Genomic DNA, 20,038 nt, shown 5'->3' with positions numbered 1-20,038 from the left:
TCACTAGACTCAGCGACTGTGAGTCCAGCGCAGAGTTCCCCGGCAGCTACCCGTACCGGCAGCAAGGGCAAGACCAAGCAACCGGTCCTCATGCTCCTCGACGGGCATTCCCTGGCATATCGGGCGTTCTTCGCGCTCCCGGCCGAGAACTTCAAGACGGCCACCGGACAGACCACCAACGCGGTCTACGGCTTCACCTCGATGCTGATCAATCTGCTGCGCGACGAGGAACCCACCCACATCGCCGCCGCCTTCGACGTCTCGCGGAAGACGTTCCGCTCGGAGATGTTCCCGGAGTACAAGGCGCAGCGCTCCAAGTCGCCCGACGAGTTCAACGGGCAGGTCGACCTCACCAAGGAGGTCCTCGACGCGCTGGGTGTCACGGTCATGGCGATCGAGGGCTTCGAGGCCGACGACATCATCGCGACCCTCGCGACCCAGGCGCGCGAACAGGACTTCAAGGTCCTGATCGTCACCGGCGACCGCGACTCGCTGCAGCTGGTCGACCCGTCGACCACCGTGCTCTACCCGCGCAAGGGTGTCTCGGACCTCACCCGCTTCACCCCCGAAGAGGTTGAGAAGAAGTACGGTCTGACCCCCGCCCAGTACCCCGACTACGCCGCCCTGCGCGGCGACCCCAGCGACAATCTCCCAGGCATTCCGGGTGTGGGGGAGAAGACCGCGTCGAAGTGGATTCGCGAGTACGGATCGCTGGCCTCGCTCGTCGATCACGTCGACGAGGTGAAGGGCAAGGTCGGCGATGCGCTGCGCGCCAATCTCGCCTCGGTGCAGACCAACCGTCAGCTCACCGAACTCATCCGCGACATGCAGCTGCCCGCGGGCCCCGAAGATCTCGCGATGGTCGGCTGGGATCGCGACCGCATCCACCAGCTCTTCGACGACCTCGAGTTCCGCGTCCTGCGCGACCGCCTGTTCTCCACCCTCAGCTCGGTCGAGCCCGAGGCCGAGGCGGGCTTCGATCTCGACGGCTCGGTCCTCGGCGCCGGCGAGGTCGCGGGATGGCTCACCGAACACGCCCGTACGGGCCGGACCGGTCTCGCGGTGACCGCGCCGCACGTCGTCGTGGGCTCCGACCCGACCGGACTGGCGATCGCGGCCGCCGACGGTTCGTCGGCGTATGTCGACGTGACCACCCTGACGCCGGAAGACGATGCGGCCCTGGCCAACTGGCTCGCCGACCCGCAGGCGCTCAAGGCTGTGCACGAGGCCAAGTGGGCGGTACACGCGCTGCGTTCGCGCGGGTGGAAGCTCGACGGCGTCACCAGCGACACCTCGCTGGCCGCGTACCTCGTCCGCCCCGGGCAGCGGACCTTCAATCTCGACGACCTCGCCCTGCGGTACCTGCGCCGTGAGCTACGCGCCGACACCGGGGCGGGCGACGGCCAGATGTCGCTGCTCGACGACGACACCGAGGGCAAGGTCGCCGAACAGCACATGCTCGAGGCGCGTGCAGTGCAGGAGCTCGCCGACACCCTCGACACCGAACTCGACCGCATCGACTCCAAGCCGCTGCTGACCGAGATGGAGTTGCCGCTGTCGTTCGTCCTCGCCGACCTCGAGGCCGCCGGCATAGCTGTCGACGTCGATCACTTCAATGCGCTGGCACAGATGTTCAACGACCGGATCCGAGCGGCCGCCGAGTCGGCCTACGAGGTCATCGGTGAACAGATCAACCTCGGTTCGCCGAAGCAGCTGCAGACCGTGCTCTTCGACAAGCTCGACATGCCGAAGACCAAGAAGACCAAGACCGGCTACACCACCGACGCAGACGCGCTGCAGTCGTTGTACGAGAAGACCGAACATCCTTTCCTCGCACACCTTCTCGAGCATCGCGACGCCACGCGGTTGAAGGTCACCGTCGACGGTCTGCTGAAGTCGGTGGCCGACGACGGGCGCATCCACACGACGTTCAACCAGACCATCGCCGCGACCGGCCGCCTGTCGTCGACCGAACCGAACCTGCAGAACATCCCGGTCCGCACCGAGGCCGGCCGCGAGATCCGTCGCGGCTTCATCGTGGGCACGGATCAGGATTCGGGCGTGAACTACGACTGCCTGATGACCGCCGACTACAGCCAGATCGAGATGCGGATCATGGCCCATCTGTCGGAGGACGAAGGGCTGATCGAGGCCTTCAACACCGGGGAGGACCTGCACAACTTCGTCGGATCGCGCGCCTTCGGGGTGCCGATCGACGAGGTGACCACCGAGATGCGCCACCGCGTGAAGGCGATGTCGTACGGACTCGCCTACGGCCTCAGTGCCTTCGGGCTCGCGGCCCAGCTGAAGATCAGCCGTGAGGAGGCCAAGGACCAGATGGAAGCGTACTTCGCGCGGTTCGGCGGTGTGCGGGACTACCTGCACGACGTGGTCGCCGAAGCCCGGCGCAACGAGTACACGGCGACCCTGTTCGGCCGCCGGCGTTACCTGCCCGACCTGAACAGCGACAACTGGCAACGACGCCAGTCCGCGGAGCGGATGGCGCTCAACGCACCCATCCAGGGCACCGCCGCCGACATCATCAAGGTCGCGATGATCAACGTGCACAAGCGTTTCCTCGCCGAGAAGCTGACGTCGCGGGTGCTGCTGCAGGTCCACGACGAACTCGTGGTCGAGGTGGCCGCCGGCGAGCGCGACGCGGTCGAAGCCGCGGTGCGCGAGGAGATGGGCAACGCCATCACGCTGTCGGTCCCGCTCGAGGTGTCGGTCGGGTTCGGTCGGTCCTGGGACGACGCGGCCCACTGATGGTCTCCTCGCCCATGCGGGTCGGCGTTCTCACCGGCGACGGCATCGGTCTGGAAGTCGTGCCCGCCGCCATCATGGTCGCCGACGCGGCTGCGGCGGCGGAGGACTTGCGGATCGACTGGGACGAACTCCCGTTCGGCGCCGCCGCCATCGCGTCCCACGGCGAACCGGTGCCGGACGCGACATTGTCGGCGCTCGACGATCTGGGACTCTGGATCGTCGGACCGCACGATTCCGCGTCGTATCCGCCCGAGCACAGCAGCCGCACCCCGGGCGCGGTTTTGCGCACCCGGTACGGGCTGTTCGCCAATCTCCGTCCCGCCAAGGCCTTTTCGGGGGTACCCGCCACCGCACCCGACATCGATGTGCTGATCGTCCGCGAGAACTCCGAGGGCCTGTACGCCGACCGCAACATGGCGGTCGGGAGCGGTGAGTTCATGCCGACTCCCGACGTCGCGCTGGCAGTGGGGCTCGTGACCCGCGCGGCCAGTGAGCGCATCGCGCGGGTCGCCTTCGAAGCCGCCCGCGACCGCGCGGTCTCGGGACGCCCGGCCCGGGTGACCATCGTGCACAAGGCGAACGTGCTGCGCCTGACGACCGGCCTGTTCCGCGACGCATGCCGGGAGGTCGGCGAGGAGTTCCCCGACGTGGAGGTGACCGAACAGCACGTCGACGCCATGGCGGCGCTGCTCGTCCGACGCCCCGCCGACTTCGACGTCGTCGTCACCGAGAACCTCTTCGGCGACATCCTGTCGGACCTCGCCGGGGAACTCGCCGGCTCGCTCGGCATCGCGGGTTCGGTGAACTGCTCGGAGACCCAGGTGATGGCGCAGGCAACTCATGGAGCAGCTCCCGACATCGCCGGGCGGGGCGTCGCGAACCCGGTCGCGATGATCGCGTCGGTGTCGATGGGGTTCCGGCGGTACGGGCTGATGACCGACGATCCGGCGCTCGTCGCGGCGGCCGACCGGATGGATTCCGCCGTCGCCGACACCCTCGCGGTCTCCATCGCGACCGCTGACCTGGGTGGGACGTCATCGACCAGCGAGTTCGCCGACGAGGTGGCGCGGCGAACCGTGGCTGCATGACGCGCGCGAAGACGTGCGTGAACATCCGGTAGCCAGCCGGCGAGGCGGGCGCAAACTACAGTGAGTTGGTCTGATCAGGTGATCTGTTCGTCATCGAAGGGATGTGTTGTGGAACGGGCCTCGACGCGGGTTGACCGACGCCGTGTCCGGTCGCGCGTGGCCCGGCTGCTCGGCGTGTTCCTTGCGCTCGCGGTCGTGCTCACCGGGTGCGTGAACAACGAGGAACGGGAACGCGCCAACCAGGTGACCCCGATCAACGTGGACGTGGAGAAGGTCCCGGAGATCGCGGCACTCGTCCCGCCCGAGATCGCACGAACCGGACGCCTGGTGGTCGGAGTCAACGTGCCCTACCAGCCCAACGAGTTCAAGGGGCCGGACGGCAAGATCATCGGCTACGACGTCGACCTCATGAATGCGGTCGGCAAGGTCCTCGGCCTGACTCCGGTGTACAAGGAATCGCAGTTCGACACCATCATCCCGTCGGTGCAGGCCGGGACGTACAACGTCGGGATGTCGTCGTTCACCGACACCCTCGAACGCGAGAAGCAGGTCGACTTCGTGACCTATTACAGCGCCGGCGTGCAATGGGCGCAGGCCGCCGACTCCGACGAGGACATCGACCCGTCGAACGCCTGCGGTAAGCGGGTCGCGGTACAGACCACCACCTACGAGGACACCGACGAGATCCCGGCCAAGAGCGCGGAATGCGTCGCGAGGGGTCTCCCACCGATCGACAAGGTGAAGTTCGACAGCCAGGACGAGGCGGTCAACGCCCTGATCCTCGGCCGGGTCGAGGCGATGTCGGCCGACTCGCCGGTCACCGCGTACGCCATCAAACGCACCAACGGAAAGCTGAAGGCCGCCGGCGAATTGTTCGACTCGGCGCCGTACGGATGGGCGGTGCGCAAGGGCTCACCGCTGGGACCCGCGATGCAGAAGGCGGTCCAGTACCTGATGGACAACGGGCAGTACGAAGAGATCGCGGCCAACTGGGGCCTGCAGGAGGGCATGATCGATGTCTCCGTCATCAACGGGGCGGTGAGTTGAGATGACCTCACCGCAGACCGACACCACCACCACGGCCGGCGAGCCGGAACCGATCAAGGCGGTACCGCTCCGCAGACCGGGCCAGTGGATCGCCGCGGTCATCATCCTCGCGCTGGCGGGGCTCTTCGTCTACGGAGCCGCCACCAACAAGGCCTACGCGTGGGGCACCTACGCCGATTACCTGTTCGACCAGCGCGTGCTGTCCGGCGTCGGATACACCCTGGCGCTGACGGTGCTGGCGATGACCATCGCGATCGTCCTCGGCGTCGCGCTCGCCATCATGCGGCTCTCACCGAACCCGGTGTTGCGCGGCACCGCCTGGGTGTACCTGTGGATCTTCCGCGGGACGCCGGTCTACGTGCAGCTCGTTTTCTGGGGACTGTTCCCGGCGATCTACAAGCAGATCGACGTCGGCATCCCGTTCGTCCACCAGTTCGCGTCCTTCGACATCCAAACCCTCAATGCCGCATTCCTGTTCGCGGTCATCGGCCTCGGGCTCAACGAGGCCGCCTACATGGCCGAGATCGTGCGCGCAGGCGTGTCGTCGGTCGGTGAGGGTCAGTCCGAGGCGTCGATCGCTCTGGGCATGTCGTGGTCGCAGACGATGCGTCGCACCGTGCTGCCGCAGGCGATGCGGGTGATCATCCCGCCCACCGGCAACGAGCTGATCTCCATGCTCAAGACGACGAGTCTGGTGGCGGCGGTGCCGCTGACCCTCGATCTCTACGGTCGCGTGCGCGACATCTCGGGCGTCAACTTCGAACCGATCCCGCTGCTGCTCGTCGCCTCGACCTGGTACCTCGCCGTCACCAGCATCCTGATGGTCGGCCAGTACTACGTGGAGCGTCATTACTCGCGGGGCGCCACCCGGGCGCTGACCGCACGCCAGCTCAAGGCGATGGCCGACGGGCAGGCCGCCGCGGCCGACGACATCCCGGACGGACCGGGAGCCGGCCGCACGACCGGGGGAGAGAACGCATGAGTTCCGCCGAGACGCCGATGGTCCTCGCCGACCGGGTGTGCAAGAGCTTCGGATCGGTCCAGGTCCTCAAGGGGATCTCGCTCGAGGTCGCGCGAGGCGAGGTGACCTGCCTCATCGGCCCGTCCGGTTCGGGTAAGTCGACGTTCCTCCGGTGCGTCAACCACCTCGACGTGGTCAACGCCGGCCGCCTCTACGTCGACGGCGACCTCATCGGCTACCGCGAACGCAACGGCAAGCTCTACGAGATGAGTGCCAAAGACGCTGCGACGCAACGCCGTGACATCGGCATGGTGTTCCAGCACTTCAATCTGTTCCCGCACCGCACCGCTCTCGAGAACGTGATCGAGGCGCCCATCCAGGTGAAGAAGCAGCAGCGGGCCGCCGCCGTCGAACGTGCCGAATACCTGCTCGAGCGGGTAGGCCTGTCCGACCGGGCCGACGCCTACCCGGCGCAGCTGTCCGGCGGTCAGCAGCAGCGCGTCGCCATCGCGCGCGCCCTCGCGATGGAACCGAAGCTCATGCTGTTCGACGAGCCGACGTCGGCACTCGATCCCGAACTCGTCGGCGACGTCCTCAAGGTGATGCGTGAACTCGCCGCATCCGGCATGACCATGATGGTCGTGACCCACGAGATGGGCTTCGCGCGCGAGGTCGCCGACCAGTTGGTCTTCATGGACGGCGGCGTCGTCGTGGAGAAGGGCGACCCACGCGAACTCCTCGCCAACCCGCAGGAGGAGCGGACACGGGAGTTCCTGTCGAAGTTGCTCTGAGACGCCGGGCGTACCCGCGGCTATCCGGGCTTGTGGCTGCAGAAGATCGCGGTGCCGGGGAAGTAGCGTCCGCGGAAAGGGCTCCACTGGCCCCACTCACGGTCGTGGTCGTCGGGCCACTCGGGTTCGATGATGTCGTCGAGGATGAACCCGGCGGCACGTAGCTCGCGGACCCGGTCGCCGATGGTGCGGTGGTGCTCGACGTAGGTGATCTGCCCGCTCGGGTCGGTTTCGGTGTAAGGCGTGCGGTTGAAGTAGGGGATTCGTACGGTCAGGCCCTCGGGTCCCGGATCATCGAGGAACATCCAGCGCATCGGATGGTTGACCGCGAAAACCCAACGGCCGCCGGGCTTCAGGACACGAGCAACCTCGGCCATGACGCCGGCGGAGTCCGCGACGAAGGGGATCGCGCCGAACGCCGAGCACACGGTGTCGAAGGACTCGTCGGCGAAGGGCAGGGTCTCCGCGGTCGCCTGGATCAGCGGCACGCGCACCTCGTCGGCCTCCATGGCGTCGAGACCGATCCCGAGCATGCGCCGGGACAGGTCGACACCGACGGCGTGTGCACCGTGAGCAGCGAGCCAGCGGGCGCAGGGCGCTGAGCCGCAACCGATTTCGAGGATCGTGCGATCCTCGATCTCGCCGAGGAGTCCGGCCTCGGATTCGCGGACGCCCTCTGGGCACCAGACGAAGTCGCCGCCTCCGGTGTACGTGCCGAGGAAGTCGCCGTGTTCGTCGTGGTAGTTCTCCGCGTCGTGGTCCCACCACCAGCGACTCGCCCGGTCACTCGTCGCGGAGTCGACGTCGCCCAGGACGCGTGGAGGCCGCACAGAGGGCTCCTGCTCGGTGGTCTCCGAGTTCTCGCGGTCGTCGTCCTTCGTGGGCATCTAGTGATGATATTGCCCGGCGTCGGCCGTCTCTTCAGCCGGTGCGGAGCTCGTAGAACCGGAAGAAGGCGAAGTCCTCGATCGGCAGCACCTCGACGCTCCGGAAACCGGCTTGCTCGGCGTAGGACCGTAGGGTGGCGGGTCGCATCACCGTGCCGGTGGCGACCGAGGGCGGCGAACTCATCGAGTCGGGCAGACACACGAACAGTGAGAACCCGTACATGAGTTTGTCGAGTTCGTCTGCCGGGCCCGAGAATTCGTCGGATACCGCTTCGTCCATGACGATCATCGGCGCCCCGGGTGCGAGGGCCTGCCGCGTCGCGGCGAGAACCTCGACGGGCCGCGGCATGTCGTGGAGGCATTCGAAGGCGAAGGCGGCGTCGAACGGTCCGTGTGCCACGGCCTCTTCTCCGCCGGCGAGATGGAACTGCACCCGGTCGCCGAGACCCTCGGCCTCGGCGTTGTCCCGCGCCATCTGCACCGATGCGGCGTCGACGTCGAGACCGACGAATGTCGCGTCCGGGTAGGCGTGGGCGAGGGCGATCGTCGAATGCCCGGCGCCGAAACCGATGTCGGCGATCTTCGCGCCCGGTCGGGACAGTCGTTGATGGAGATGGTCGATGGCGGCGAGAGCGGGTGCGAGATCGGCGTCGAACCACGGCTTGTTGAGTGCGGCCTGGCATTCGCGCGCGTCGGCCCCGAGCTGTTCCCAGCTGACACCGCCGCCGGTGCGGTAGGCGTAGAGTAGTTCGGACAGCCGGCCGAACGAGGCGGCGAACATCCGGGGGAGCGCACCCAGATACGAACGACTGGAGGTGTCGGTGAGGACCTCGGCGACGCCGGGTGGGATACCGAATGTCGTTGGTCTGCCGGACAGGTCGGCGTCGAGAATGCCGAAGGCCGCCTGCATCTCGAGCCATTCCCGGGCGTACCGTGCATCGGTGGCCGTGCGGGAAGCGAGGTCGTCGGCGGTCAGCGGACCGTGGTCGACGAGGCACCGGTACCAGCCGAGTCGCTCCCCGAGATAGACGCTCATGGTCTCTGCGGTGGCCAGGGTGGAGTTGAGGAATCGTTCGGCGAACTCGTCGGCGCTCGGTGACGAGGAGGCGACGGTCGGGTTGTGCGTGCCGTGACCGGGTGGTGTGGTGCTGTCGGATGTGATCGTCATGGTGTGACGATGGCAGCGTTGGCTCTCGAGCCGGTCACGGAGCGGTTTCGACTCGACTCACAGCTCCGGTGCAGCTCAGCACGCCCGTCCGGCCACAACGTGTTCGGTCCGGGCATCGGGGTCCCAGCGTCGCAACGCGGTGAAGGTGCACATCCGATCCGGTTTGCCGAGCGATTCGAGCGCGACGAGCGCTTCGCCGACCTGCGCGGACGTCAGGCGCCGGGCGAGGGTGATGTGCGGGGTCCAGGCGCCGGGATCGACGTGCGCGAAGGTGCTCGGATTCTCCGCGCCCGCCTCGGTGTCGTCAGGGTCGACGGTGTGGCCGCGAACCGTGCGGGCCACCTGGGCGTGGAGCGACAGCAACTCGGTGCTGGGTACGACGAGCAGTGCAAGGGTGTGACGGGAGCCGTGACCGAACACGACGGGCGCCCCGATGATGCACTTCATCGGTAGACGTTGGCCGGCGGGACCGAGGGCGGCGTCGGCGGCGGACGCGATGTGGCGCGCCGCCAACAGGGTGACGTGCGGACGGTTGGTGTCCGACCGCACGCGCTGCGCACTGGGAAGACCGACGTCGGCGAGCGCTGACCAGCGGCGCCGCACCCAGGCGTCGGTGTCGTTGTCGGGTAACAACTCGATCGAATGTGCCACGGATGCAGTCAACCAGAGCACGCGTGCAGCACCCGGTGGTTCAGCCCACGATCGCCAACAGGTGAATGACGAGTCTGCCCTCCGCGTCGGTGGTGCTTTCGGCTGTCGCTTCGTTTGCGCAGTTCAGGCTTACAGTGATTTCTTCCAGTTTCACCGCACGGTTTCCCTGGGTTCATTCGATGAAGTGGGCGAGTCGTCCGAACGGGTAGATCCACGGCGGCCGTGCCGGCCACCGACAGGCTGTCGGCCGGCGACCGGGACGACGCCGTCGAATCACTGCGGTCGTAAATCGCGAAGCGCGCCGCGGCCCGGCGGAGGGGCAACGCATGGGACTCTCGGAGGGGCCGTTTCAAGGGCATTTGCCCAGCACAATGCCGCTGGAGTAGGCTTTGAGAACGCGCGTGCGCTCGATGACGCGCGACAGGCGCACGCTCCGGTCGAAATGCTTCTGATCAGGGGTTTTGTGCCGCGCAATACGTCAAGAACTGTACCTACTACACACCTGTCCGGAGCAACTCAACATATGTCGTCCCCCACGATCACCTCGCCGCAAGTAGCCATCAATGACATTGGCACTGCCGAGGACTTTCTCGCCGCCATCGACTCCACGATCAAGTACTTCAACGATGGCGACATCGTGGAAGGCACCATCGTCAAGGTCGATCGGGACGAGGTTCTGCTCGACATCGGTTACAAGACCGAAGGCGTCATTCCCTCTCGCGAACTGTCGATCAAGCACGATGTTGACCCCAACGAGGTCGTCAACGTCGGTGACGAGGTCGAGGCCCTGGTCCTCACCAAGGAGGACAAAGAAGGCCGTCTGATCCTCTCCAAGAAGCGTGCGCAGTACGAGCGGGCTTGGGGCACCATCGAGGAGCTCAAGGAGAAGGACGAGGCCGTCAAGGGCACCGTCATCGAGGTCGTCAAGGGCGGCCTGATCCTGGACATCGGCCTGCGCGGCTTCCTCCCGGCATCGCTCGTGGAGATGCGTCGCGTCCGCGACCTCCAGCCGTACATCGGCAAGGAGATCGAGGCCAAGATCATCGAGCTCGACAAGAACCGCAACAACGTGGTCCTGTCGCGTCGTGCGTGGCTCGAGCAGACCCAGTCCGAGGTCCGCAGCGAGTTCCTGCACCAGCTGCAGAAGGGCCAGGTCCGCAAGGGCGTCGTGTCCTCGATCGTCAACTTCGGTGCGTTCGTCGATCTCGGCGGCGTCGACGGTCTGGTCCACGTCTCCGAGCTGTCCTGGAAGCACATCGATCACCCGTCCGAGGTCGTCGCAGTGGGCGACGAGGTCACCGTCGAGGTCCTCGACGTCGATCTGGACCGCGAGCGTGTTTCGCTGTCGCTCAAGGCCACTCAGGAAGACCCGTGGCGTCAGTTCGCCCGTACCCATGCGATCGGTCAGATCGTCCCGGGCAAGGTCACCAAGCTGGTGCCGTTCGGTGCGTTCGTCCGCGTCGACGAGGGCATCGAGGGTCTGGTCCACATCTCCGAGCTGGCCGAGCGCCACGTCGAGGTGCCGGATCAGGTTGTCGCCGTCAACGACGATGCGATGGTCAAGGTCATCGACATCGACCTCGAGCGTCGTCGTATCTCGCTGAGCCTCAAGCAGGCCAACGAGGACTACACCGAGGAGTTCGACCCCTCGAAGTACGGCATGGCCGACAGCTACGACGAGCAGGGCAACTACATCTTCCCCGAGGGCTTCGACGCCGAGACCAACGAATGGCTCGAAGGCTACGAGAAGCAGCGTGAGGCATGGGAGGCCCGGTACGCCGAGGCCGAGCGTCGCCACAAGATGCACACCGCCCAGATGGAGAAGTTCGCCGCCGCCGCAGCCGAGGCTGCCAACGCCCCGACCGACTACTCGTCGGCTTCGGAGAGCCGTGGTGGCTCGGCGAACACCAGTGGTGCTTCGTCCACCGGTGGTTCGCTGGCGAGCGACGAGCAGCTCGCCGCTCTGCGCGAGAAGCTCTCGGGCAACGCCTGATAGCTCTGCTCCCGCAGTAGATCTGCACTGAGCACACGAAAAGCCCTCCCGGGACTTCCCGGGAGGGTTTTTCGTGTCCCTGCCACACCAGCCGAGACCCGGTGGGTACGGTATTGATCTCGTACGCTGTACGGAAAGGGTGCAACGTGTCGACCGCTGACGATGCCCGAACCCTCGTTCGGCTGCTCTGGCGTGGACGTGGGGAGCCGCAGACACCCAGACGCGGTCCGCGACAACGGGTCACCGTCGACGAGATCGTCGGCAAGGCGGTCACCCTCGCCGACGAGCGTGGACTGACCGCGGTGTCGATGCGGGCACTCGCCGCCGAGCTCGGCGTCGGTCCGATGACTCTCTACACCTACGTGCCCACCCGAGACGTCCTGGTCGCGCTCATGGTGGACCATGTCGCCGGCGACCCGGTGCCGGGGCCGGGATCGACGGTCCGGGAATCCCTCGCGCAGGTCGCACGTCATCTGCGCGCCGAGTACCTGGCACATCCCTGGTTGATCGACGCCAATCCGTGGCGACAGGTTCTCGGTCCGCGTCGTCTCGCCCGCTACGAACGGCAGCTCGAATTGCTCGAGCCGCTGGACATCTCGGACCTCGACCGTGACCACATCCTCGGTCTCCTGTCCGCCTTCGTGACCGGCAACGCCCGGGAGGCCCTGGCTGCCGACGCCGCGGTGACCAACAGCGGCATGACCGACGTCGAGTGGTGGGAGGTCGTCGCACCCGAGCTCGACGCGGTGATCCCCAAAGGCGGGTTCCCTCTCGCGGATCGAGTGGGAACCGTTGCAGGCGAACATCATCAGGCGCCAGGGGCTCCTGACGAGGTGTTCGATTTCGGCCTGGCGCGACTGCTCGACGGGTTGGCGCCGTTCATCGGGGACGGCTGAACTCGCCCGCCGAGGTCGGACAACCATGCATTGTTGACAATCATTTTCATTAGACGGTTGACTGTCCGAGTGCTATCACCACGGACAACTCTGACCCGTTCCCTCGCGCTGCTCGCTGCCTCCTCCATCGCGCTCGTCGCATGCGGCGACCCCGAGCAGGCGACCCCGTCCGCCGAATCGTCGCGCGGACCCGCGGAACAGCAAAGCGCGACACCACGACTCGCACTCAGCTACGACGGCGGAATCCTCGTGCTCGACGCGAAGACGCTCGATCAGGTCGCCGACCTTCCCCTCGACGGATTCGTCCGGCTGAACAGCGCGGGCAACGGGCGGCACGTCTTCGTCTCCGAGGCCGACGGGTTCCGGGTCCTCGACGCCGGGACCTGGACGAAGGCGCACGGCGACCACGGACATCACTACACGACCGAGCCCTCGCTCACCGAGATGCGTTTCGGTGGAGCGGAACCCGGACATGTCGTGGTCCACGACTCACGAATCAGCCTGTTCAGCGACGGCACCGGACAGGTCGACATCGTCGAACCCGCCGAACTGCTCCGCGGCAACCCGGTGGCCACCACGTTCACGGTCCCGCAACCCCATCACGGTGTGGCGGTGTTCCGCGGCGACGGTTCGGTTGTCGTCACACGCGGCGACGAGAATTCGCGGAGCGGCGTTGCGATCCTGGACAAGCAGCGGAACGAGATCGCCCGCAACGACGAATGTCCCGGCGTCCACGGCGAGGCCGCCGCGGCCGACGGCCGCCTGACCTTCGGCTGTGAGAACGGCATCCTCATCGTCGACGGCAACGACATCCGCAAGGTGGCCAGCCCGGATCCTTACGGCCGCATCGGCAACCAGGCCGGTGATCACGGGTCCCCGGTCGTGCTGGGGGATTACAAGAGTGACGAGGACGCCGACCTCGAACGGCCGACGCGCTTCTCGCTCACCGACACCCGTACCGGCGATCTCCGCCTGGTCGATCTCGGGACCTCCTACAGCTTCCGGTCGCTCGAACGTGGCCCCGGCGGCTCTGCGGTGATCCTCGGGACCGACGGCGCGCTGCACGTCTTCGATGCACGATCCGGCAACCGCACCGCCCGGATCCCGGCGATCGGGGAGTGGACCGAACCCGACGAATGGCAGTCGCCGATGCCGAATGTCGTGGTGCAGGATCGCATCGCGTACGTCAGTGAACCGGTGTCGAAGAAGATCGTCGCGATCGATCTGGAGTCGGGGGAGAAGGTCGCCGAGTCCACCCTGCCGCGCGAGACCGTCGAACTCGTCGCGGTCACCGGCTGAAGCGACGCGACACACGGGGCGCCGGTGTGCACCGGACAGGAGCCTGTTTGCCAGACTGGTGGCGTGATCAGGCTTGGACTGACCGGTGGCATCGGCGCCGGCAAATCGACCGTGGCAAAGACCTTCGTCGATCGAGGTGCATACATCATCGACGCCGACAAGATCGCCCGCGAGGTGGTCGAACCCGGCTCGGCGGGCCTCGCCGCGCTCGTCGAGGCCTTCGGCTCGGACATCCTCGCCGCCGACGGCAGCCTCGACCGTCCGGCGCTCGCGGCCAAGGCCTTCGTCGACGAGGAGTCACGGAAGACGCTCAACGGGATCACCCACCCGTTGATCGGCGCGCGCACCCAGGACCTGCTCGCGGCGGCGCCCGACGACGCCGTCGTCGTCCAAGACATCCCGCTGCTGGTGGAGAACCACACCGCGCCGTTCTTCCACCTCGTGGTGATCGTGTTCGCCGACGCCGACGTCCGACTGCATCGCCTCACGACGATGCGCGGGGTCGACGAAGCAGACGCGCGTGCTCGAATCGCGGCGCAGGCCACTGACGAGCAGCGCCGTGCGGTCGCCGACGTCTGGCTCGACAACTCCGGGTCGGCCGATGACCTCGCCGCTGCCGCCGCGCGGGTCTGGGACGATCGGCTCGTACCGTTCGAGGCCAACGTCCGGGCGCGTCGGGTCGCCGATCCGGTCCCCGAACTCGTTGCCGCCGAACCGAATCCGAACGGTCCCGCGACACGTCTGGTCAACCGGCTGTGGGCGATCGCGGGTGAGCGGGCGGCCGCCGTCGAGATCACCGATCCGGCAAACGTCGAGCTGCGGATCGCCGCCCGCGACGAGGGCGCGTCCGCAGAACTCGTCGACCTCCTCGCCGACGGTGGGTTCGCGCCCGTCGGCCCCGGCGTTCACGGTTCCTGCGATCCTGGGCGACCTGCGACCGTGCGGATCGAGATCGCATGAGGGGCTCGACAAACTGACTACGAATGTTGCCTGAATTGGCCACATCGTGTGCTCCGCGCTGTTAGCTTTGCGACGACGCACCGATCCCGGTGCGGATCACCGAGTCGGCAAAGCGCTGTGAGGAGCACATATGTGGGGTCCTGGTAGTTCGAAACACGTGCGTACGGTCGTCGGCGGCATCGCCGTCGGGGCGGCGCTCACGGCCGCTGCGGTGAGTGCCGCCCCGGCGAACGCGGCACTGCAGGGGATCGCCGTCGACACGCTGCCCGGTTACGGCTCCTCGGCGAACGGCTCGTCGAACTACGGACTCTACGGTGCGGGATGCGCCTACAAGTTGTCCGTGATCGTCGGCGATCCGAAGTCGGCGAAGTCGACACTCGAGGTCACGTCCACCCGGGCGGGTCGCACCGTGACGATCCACACCGCCAAGCCCACCACTGCCGAGGTCACGCCGACCTGGCGACCATCCGCCCCCGGACGCTACGTGCTCACCGCGAAACTCGACGGGGTGGTCAAGACGCGGACCGTCAACGTGGGCACGGGAGTGCAACTGCCGCAGTTCATCCGGAACGGCGCGTGCTTCGTGCTGCCCACCTATTGAGTCCGTCGTCCGACGTCGGGCCGGCACACCGGCGCGCGGTCGTACCGGGTCACCACCCGTGATCGGGGCGGTGGTCTCGGAAGAACACCACGCCGCCGGCCGCGTCGTCGAGCCAGGCCTGTACGTCGTTTCCGTGCGCGGCGGCCCCGACGAGCGCGCGGGTCGCGATCTCGACGGCCTGCACGCACTGGTCGCTGTCGAGGAGTCCGCACCGGTGCGCTTCGAAGACCTCGTCGACGTCGATGAGTTCCAGCGGTGATCCCGGAACGTCGACGAGGTCGAGATACCAGTCCTCGGCGTACCACCGGCCGCGCTCGTCGGGGCCGGAGAACCGCCCGATGTCGAGGTAGAGGCGCTGATTCGCCCGAAAGCCGCCCTGGTAGTGGAAGATGTTGGCGCGCAACCCCAATGAGGGGAGAAGCCATGATTCGAGATGGTCGAACCTCGGGTGGCCGGGCGCGGAGCGCGACATGTAGAGGCCGTAGTCGGTGACGCGGTATTCCTCGACCTCCCGGACGAATCCCTTGTTGTCGGTGTTCGTCATGGCGGGCACATCGAAGACCTCCCGCTTGGGCGGGTGCATCGAGTGGGGTGCGGCCGACGCGGTCGTCACGGGACCGCTGTTGCTCGTCATCCCCCGAATGTAGTTCGGCCGGCACCCGATCTCAGAGTGAACATCGGAGATGTTCCCGATGTGCGGGACGACGGCCGCGCATGGTCGGGATTCAGGCTGTCGGCGGCCGAACCGAGGTCACACGTGCCCGGCAGGTCGCACGTGACGGCGCCGGTACCGGGTGCGAGGGTGGTCCGGCTCGCCCCGTTCGCGCTGGTCGAGGACGCCGTGTCGGGCGCGGTGACCGGTCAGCCCATACCGGTGGTTCGTTCGTCGTGCTGCTCCGGGCGCGCGTCGTGCGGCGGGCCGCAGACCGCGCGGGAACACTCGTGTCGTAGTGCGCGTTTACCCTGGCACTATGGCTTTTGCAGCAGAACGCCCAGTGCTCGCGCACTCCGAGTTCCGTCCGATCGGCGAGATCGAGCGCACCGAAGCCCGCTTGGAGGTGGTCAGCGAGTACGAGCCCGCCGGTGACCAGCCCGCCGCGATCAAGGATCTGACCGCACGGATCCAGGCGGGGGAGAAGGACATCGTGCTCCTCGGTGCCACCGGTACCGGTAAGTCGGCGACGACTGCCTGGCTCATCGAGCAGGTGCAGCGTCCGACGCTGGTGATGGCACCCAACAAGACGCTCGCCGCCCAGCTGGCGAACGAACTCCGCGAGATGCTGCCCAACAACGCCGTCGAGTACTTCGTCTCGTACTACGACTACTACCAACCCGAGGCGTACATCGCGCAGACCGACACCTACATCGAGAAGGACTCGTCGATCAACGACGACGTCGAACGACTCCGCCACTCGGCGACCTCGAGTCTGCTCTCCCGTCGCGACGTCGTGGTGGTGGCGTCGGTGTCCTGCATCTACGGCCTCGGTACGCCGCAGTCGTACCTCGATCGTTCGGTCGAGCTCGAGGTGGGGCAGGAGATCGATCGCGACGCCCTGCTGAGGCTGCTCGTCGACGTGCAGTACACCCGCAACGACACGGCGTTCACCCGCGGGTCCTTCCGCGTCCGCGGCGACACCGTCGAGATCATCCCGTCCTACGAGGAACTCGCGGTGCGCATCGAGTTCTTCGGCGACGAGGTCGAATCGCTCTACTACCTGCATCCGCTCACCGGCGACGTGGTCCGTCAGGTCGCCTCGCTGCGAATCTTTCCCGCCACCCACTACGTGGCGGGGCCGGAGCGGATGGAACGGGCGATGGCGTCGATCGAGAAGGAACTCGAGGAACGCCTCGCCGAACTCGAGGGCAAGGGCAAGCTGCTCGAGGCGCAGCGCCTGCGGATGCGGACCACCTACGACCTCGAGATGATGCGGCAGGTCGGATTCTGCTCGGGGATCGAGAACTACTCGCGCCACATCGACGGCCGTTCGGCCGGGAGTGCACCGGCGACGCTGATCGACTACTTCCCGGAGGACTTCCTCCTGGTCATCGACGAGTCGCATGTGACCGTGCCGCAGATCGGCGGCATGTACGAGGGTGACATGTCCCGCAAGCGCAATCTCGTCGAATACGGCTTCCGGCTTCCGTCGGCGGTGGACAACCGCCCGCTGACCTGGGACGAGTTCGTCGACCGCATCGGTCAGACCGTCTATCTGTCGGCGACGCCCGGACCCTACGAGCTCGGTCAGTCGAACGGCGAGTTCGTCGAGCAGGTGATCCGCCCGACCGGCCTGGTCGACCCGCAGGTCGTGGTCAAACCGACCAAGGGGCAGATCGACGACCTGGTCCACGAGATCCGGCAGCGCACCGAACGCGACGAACGCGTCCTCGTCACGACGCTCACCAAGAAGATGGCCGAGGATCTCACCGACTATCTGTTGGAACTGGGCATCCGGGTGCGGTACCTGCACTCCGAGGTCGACACCCTGCGTCGTGTCGAGTTGCTGCGTCAGCTCCGGTCGGGTGACTACGACGTCCTCGTCGGCATCAACCTCCTCCGCGAGGGTCTCGACCTCCCGGAGGTATCGCTGGTCGCGATCCTCGACGCGGACAAGGAAGGATTCCTGCGCAGCACCACGTCGCTGATCCAGACGATCGGCCGTGCGGCCCGCAACGTGTCGGGTGAGGTGCACATGTACGCAGACAAGATCACCGACTCGATGCGCAACGCGATCGACGAGACGGAGCGCCGCCGCGAGAAGCAGATCGCCTACAACAAGGAACGCGGCATCGACCCGAAGCCGTTGCGCAAGAAGATCGCCGACATCCTCGACCAGGTGTACCGCGAGGCCGAGGACGAGGCCGTCGCGGTGGGCGGTTCGGGACGCAACGCGAGCCGCGGCCGCCGGGCGCAGGGTGAGGTGTCGAAGGCCGGCAGTGCGGGCGTGATCGAGAAGCGCGATGTCTCGGCGATGCCGCGCGCCGAGCTGGCCGACCTGGTGTCGCAGCTGACCGATCAGATGATGAGCGCGGCCCGGGACCTGCAGTTCGAGCTGGCGGGCCGCCTGCGCGACGAGATCGCCGACCTGAAGAAGGAGCTCCGCGGAATGGACGCGGCGGGCATCAAATAGGGCTGTGACCTGCAATCCCGCCGAAGACACAACAGCGCGACCATGTGCCGATCACCACGATCGGCGGACAGACACGCCGCGGCAAACTAATGTCCCGGTGAAAGAACCCTGCAATATGGGGGATGTAGGTGACGCCTCGCTGATGGGCAGCGAGGCGAATTCATGTCGGAGGTTGGGATGAGCGCATACGAGACCATCGTCGTCGGGACCGACGGCTCGGAGTCGTCGATGAAGGCGGTGGAACGTGCGGGGGCACTCGCGGGCGAAGGCGCGCAGTTGGTGATCGCGTGCGCATACTTCCCCAACGAGCGTGGCGCAGGGGAGGCTGCCGACATCCTCAAGGACGAGGCCTACCAGGTCACCGGCTCGACGCCGACCGAGGAGATCCTGCGGACCGCGAAGGAACGTGCGTCCAAGGCCGGAGCCGCCACCGTCGTGCAGCGCCCCGTCAAGGGTGCTCCGGTCGACGCGCTGCTCCAGCTCGTGAGCGACGTCAAGGCCGACCTCCTCGTCGTCGGTAACCGCGGCCTGAACTCGATCGCCGGGCGCCTGCTCGGATCGGTTCCGGCCGACGTGGCACGCAAGTCGGCATGTGACGTGCTGATCGTGCACACCACGGGTTAGTCACCCGCACACGAACGCAACGAGCGTCCCCGCCTCAGCGGGCGTCCGGGAAACCTCCGGCGCGCCCGAGGAGAGCGGGGACACTCTTTTCCAGGGACCTGCCCAGCCATTCCGCGGCCTCGATCAGGCCGTACATGTCGACGCCGGTCGTGACGTTCGACCGGTCCAGCGCATAGAGCAGGTCCTCCGACGCGATGTTGCCCGTCGCGGCCGGGGCGAACGGGCAACCGCCGAAACCGCCGATGGACGCGTCCAGAGCGCCGGCCCCGCATTCCAGGGCCGTCAGCGCATTGGCGTAGCCGGTGTTGCGGGTGTTGTGGAAATGCCAGCGCTGAGGGATGCCCGGTGCGTGTGCGGCCGCCAGGTCGGCGAGTGTGCGCACCTGTGCCGGGACGCCGACGCCGATGGTGTCGGCGAGGGCGATCTCGTCCGGTGCCGCGCCGTCGGTCAGGCGCGCGATGATCTCGCCGATCCACTCGGGGGCGACCTCCCCGGAGAACGGGCAGCCGAACGACACCGCGATGGTCACCGTCGTCCGTAGTCCGGCCTCGCGGGCATCATGTACGACGTCGATCGCCGCGGCGATGCCCTCGTCGACGCTGCAGCCCTGATTCCGCCGGCTGAACTCCTCGGTCGCGACAACCACCGCGTTGACCTCGTCGACGGCGGCGGTGAGGGCACGGTCGAGACCCCGGCGGTTGAGGACCAGACCGATGTAGGAGACGCCGTCGACGCGCGGAACCTGGGCCATGACCTCCTCGGCGCCGGCCATCTGCGGAACCCGCTTCGGATTGACGAAACTGACCGCCTCGACGCGTCGGACACCGGCGTCGACACTGCGCGAGATCAACTCGACCTTGTCGTCGATCGACAGGAGGATCTGCTCGTTCTGAAGCCCGTCGCGGGGGCCGACCTCGACCAGTTGCACGCTCGTCATGTCCCCAATCTTGCCCCGCCGCGGACCGCTCGCGTGCAACGAATCCTTCCTTCGGGCAGATGACGGTCGAACAACCGAATCCAAACCGCAACCCGGCGCTTCCGGGGTGACGCAAGTTGAGAGTGTGGCCGTCAGGGACTTGTGAGGTCCCATCTGTCACTTGAGTTCTCCGCAAGATGTGATCCGCCTCTCAGGCGCGAGATGCGCTGTATCACTTTCGATCTCAAAAGAGATGTAAAGC

17 protein-coding genes are annotated in these 20,038 nt (G+C 66.9%); 12 read left to right on the top strand and 5 right to left on the bottom strand.

Annotated features, from left to right (window positions below):
• Positions 1-18 precede the first annotated feature (18 nt).
• The 5 genes from polA (at position 19) to C5O27_RS17545 (ending at position 6,653) form a co-directional block, all read left to right on the top strand.
• Positions 19-2,766 carry a DNA polymerase I gene (gene polA / locus C5O27_RS17565; RefSeq protein ID WP_006359993.1) on the top strand — a complete coding sequence of 916 codons (2,748 nt, stop codon included), beginning with the start codon at positions 19-21 and terminating at the stop codon, positions 2,764-2,766.
• Positions 2,766-3,854, top strand: coding sequence for an isocitrate/isopropylmalate dehydrogenase family protein (locus C5O27_RS17560; protein WP_127963259.1), 1,089 nt, complete (start codon positions 2,766-2,768; stop codon positions 3,852-3,854). The genes polA and C5O27_RS17560 overlap by 1 nt, the downstream gene beginning before the upstream one ends.
• A 108-nt stretch (positions 3,855-3,962) precedes the next feature.
• The gene (locus C5O27_RS17555) at positions 3,963-4,901 is read left to right on the top strand and encodes an ABC transporter substrate-binding protein (RefSeq protein ID WP_035755388.1); all 939 of its coding nucleotides are present in this window, start codon (positions 3,963-3,965) and stop codon (positions 4,899-4,901) included.
• A gap of 1 nt (position 4,902) precedes the next feature.
• The gene (locus tag C5O27_RS17550; RefSeq protein ID WP_127963258.1) at positions 4,903-5,883 is read left to right on the top strand and encodes an amino acid ABC transporter permease; all 981 of its coding nucleotides are present in this window, start codon (positions 4,903-4,905) and stop codon (positions 5,881-5,883) included.
• Complete coding sequence (locus C5O27_RS17545; protein WP_279636554.1) at positions 5,880-6,653, top strand: amino acid ABC transporter ATP-binding protein; 774 nt, start codon at positions 5,880-5,882, stop codon at positions 6,651-6,653. Before C5O27_RS17550 ends, C5O27_RS17545 begins: the two co-directional genes overlap by 4 nt.
• A gap of 20 nt (positions 6,654-6,673) precedes the next feature.
• Here C5O27_RS17545 and C5O27_RS17540 read toward each other — a convergent pair whose 3' ends face one another.
• The 3 genes from C5O27_RS17540 to C5O27_RS17530 all read right to left on the bottom strand — a co-directional run bounded on the left by C5O27_RS17540 (position 6,674) and on the right by C5O27_RS17530 (position 9,359).
• Positions 6,674-7,540 (bottom strand): class I SAM-dependent methyltransferase, encoded by an 867-nt coding sequence (locus tag C5O27_RS17540; protein WP_127963257.1) that lies wholly within the window; start codon positions 7,538-7,540, stop codon positions 6,674-6,676.
• Between the two features lie 34 nt (positions 7,541-7,574).
• Positions 7,575-8,708 carry a class I SAM-dependent methyltransferase gene (locus C5O27_RS17535; protein WP_127963256.1) on the bottom strand — a complete coding sequence of 378 codons (1,134 nt, stop codon included), beginning with the start codon at positions 8,706-8,708 and terminating at the stop codon, positions 7,575-7,577.
• Positions 8,709-8,783: 75 nt separating this feature from the next.
• Positions 8,784-9,359 (bottom strand): 2'-5' RNA ligase family protein, encoded by a 576-nt coding sequence (locus C5O27_RS17530; protein WP_006359827.1) that lies wholly within the window; start codon positions 9,357-9,359, stop codon positions 8,784-8,786.
• A 523-nt stretch (positions 9,360-9,882) separates the two neighbouring features.
• Between C5O27_RS17530 and rpsA the strand changes: the two genes are divergently transcribed.
• The 5 genes from rpsA to C5O27_RS17505 all read left to right on the top strand — a co-directional run bounded on the left by rpsA (position 9,883) and on the right by C5O27_RS17505 (position 15,108).
• Entirely contained in the window at positions 9,883-11,352 is a 1,470-nt protein-coding gene (gene rpsA / locus C5O27_RS17525) for a 30S ribosomal protein S1 (protein ID WP_035752169.1), read from the top strand.
• 146 nt (positions 11,353-11,498) lie between these two features.
• Positions 11,499-12,248 (top strand): TetR/AcrR family transcriptional regulator, encoded by a 750-nt coding sequence (locus C5O27_RS17520; protein WP_035752171.1) that lies wholly within the window; start codon positions 11,499-11,501, stop codon positions 12,246-12,248.
• A gap of 69 nt (positions 12,249-12,317) precedes the next feature.
• Positions 12,318-13,547, top strand: a complete 1,230-nt coding sequence (aztD, locus tag C5O27_RS17515) for a zinc metallochaperone AztD (protein ID WP_035752174.1) — start codon at positions 12,318-12,320, stop codon at positions 13,545-13,547.
• A 63-nt stretch (positions 13,548-13,610) separates the two neighbouring features.
• Positions 13,611-14,507 (top strand): dephospho-CoA kinase, encoded by an 897-nt coding sequence (gene coaE / locus C5O27_RS17510; protein WP_035752176.1) that lies wholly within the window; start codon positions 13,611-13,613, stop codon positions 14,505-14,507.
• A gap of 130 nt (positions 14,508-14,637) precedes the next feature.
• Entirely contained in the window at positions 14,638-15,108 is a 471-nt protein-coding gene (locus C5O27_RS17505; protein ID WP_035752179.1) for a hypothetical protein, read from the top strand.
• A 49-nt stretch (positions 15,109-15,157) separates the two neighbouring features.
• On the opposite strand, the gene C5O27_RS17500 is transcribed toward C5O27_RS17505, so the two are convergent.
• Positions 15,158-15,742: a ribonuclease FAU-1 family protein gene (locus tag C5O27_RS17500; protein WP_035752180.1), complete on the bottom strand. Its 585-nt coding sequence runs from the start codon at positions 15,740-15,742 to the stop codon at positions 15,158-15,160.
• A gap of 337 nt (positions 15,743-16,079) precedes the next feature.
• Between C5O27_RS17500 and uvrB the strand changes: the two genes are divergently transcribed.
• Complete coding sequence (uvrB, locus tag C5O27_RS17495) at positions 16,080-18,236, top strand: excinuclease ABC subunit UvrB (RefSeq protein ID WP_035752184.1); 2,157 nt, start codon at positions 16,080-16,082, stop codon at positions 18,234-18,236.
• 177 nt (positions 18,237-18,413) lie between these two features.
• Positions 18,414-18,860: a universal stress protein gene (locus C5O27_RS17490; protein ID WP_006358695.1), complete on the top strand. Its 447-nt coding sequence runs from the start codon at positions 18,414-18,416 to the stop codon at positions 18,858-18,860.
• A 34-nt stretch (positions 18,861-18,894) separates the two neighbouring features.
• On the opposite strand, the gene C5O27_RS17485 is transcribed toward C5O27_RS17490, so the two are convergent.
• A complete protein-coding gene (locus C5O27_RS17485; protein WP_035752185.1) occupies positions 18,895-19,797 on the bottom strand; it encodes a hydroxymethylglutaryl-CoA lyase in 903 nt (300 codons plus the stop codon).
• Positions 19,798-20,038 lie beyond the last annotated feature (241 nt).

The sequence above is a fragment of the Gordonia alkanivorans genome (genome assembly GCF_004011905.1).
In the GTDB taxonomy this organism is placed as follows: Bacteria; Actinomycetota; Actinomycetes; order Mycobacteriales; family Mycobacteriaceae; genus Gordonia; species Gordonia alkanivorans.
Note: the sequence above shows the minus strand (reverse complement) of the source record. Positions and strands in the feature narration are given on the sequence as shown.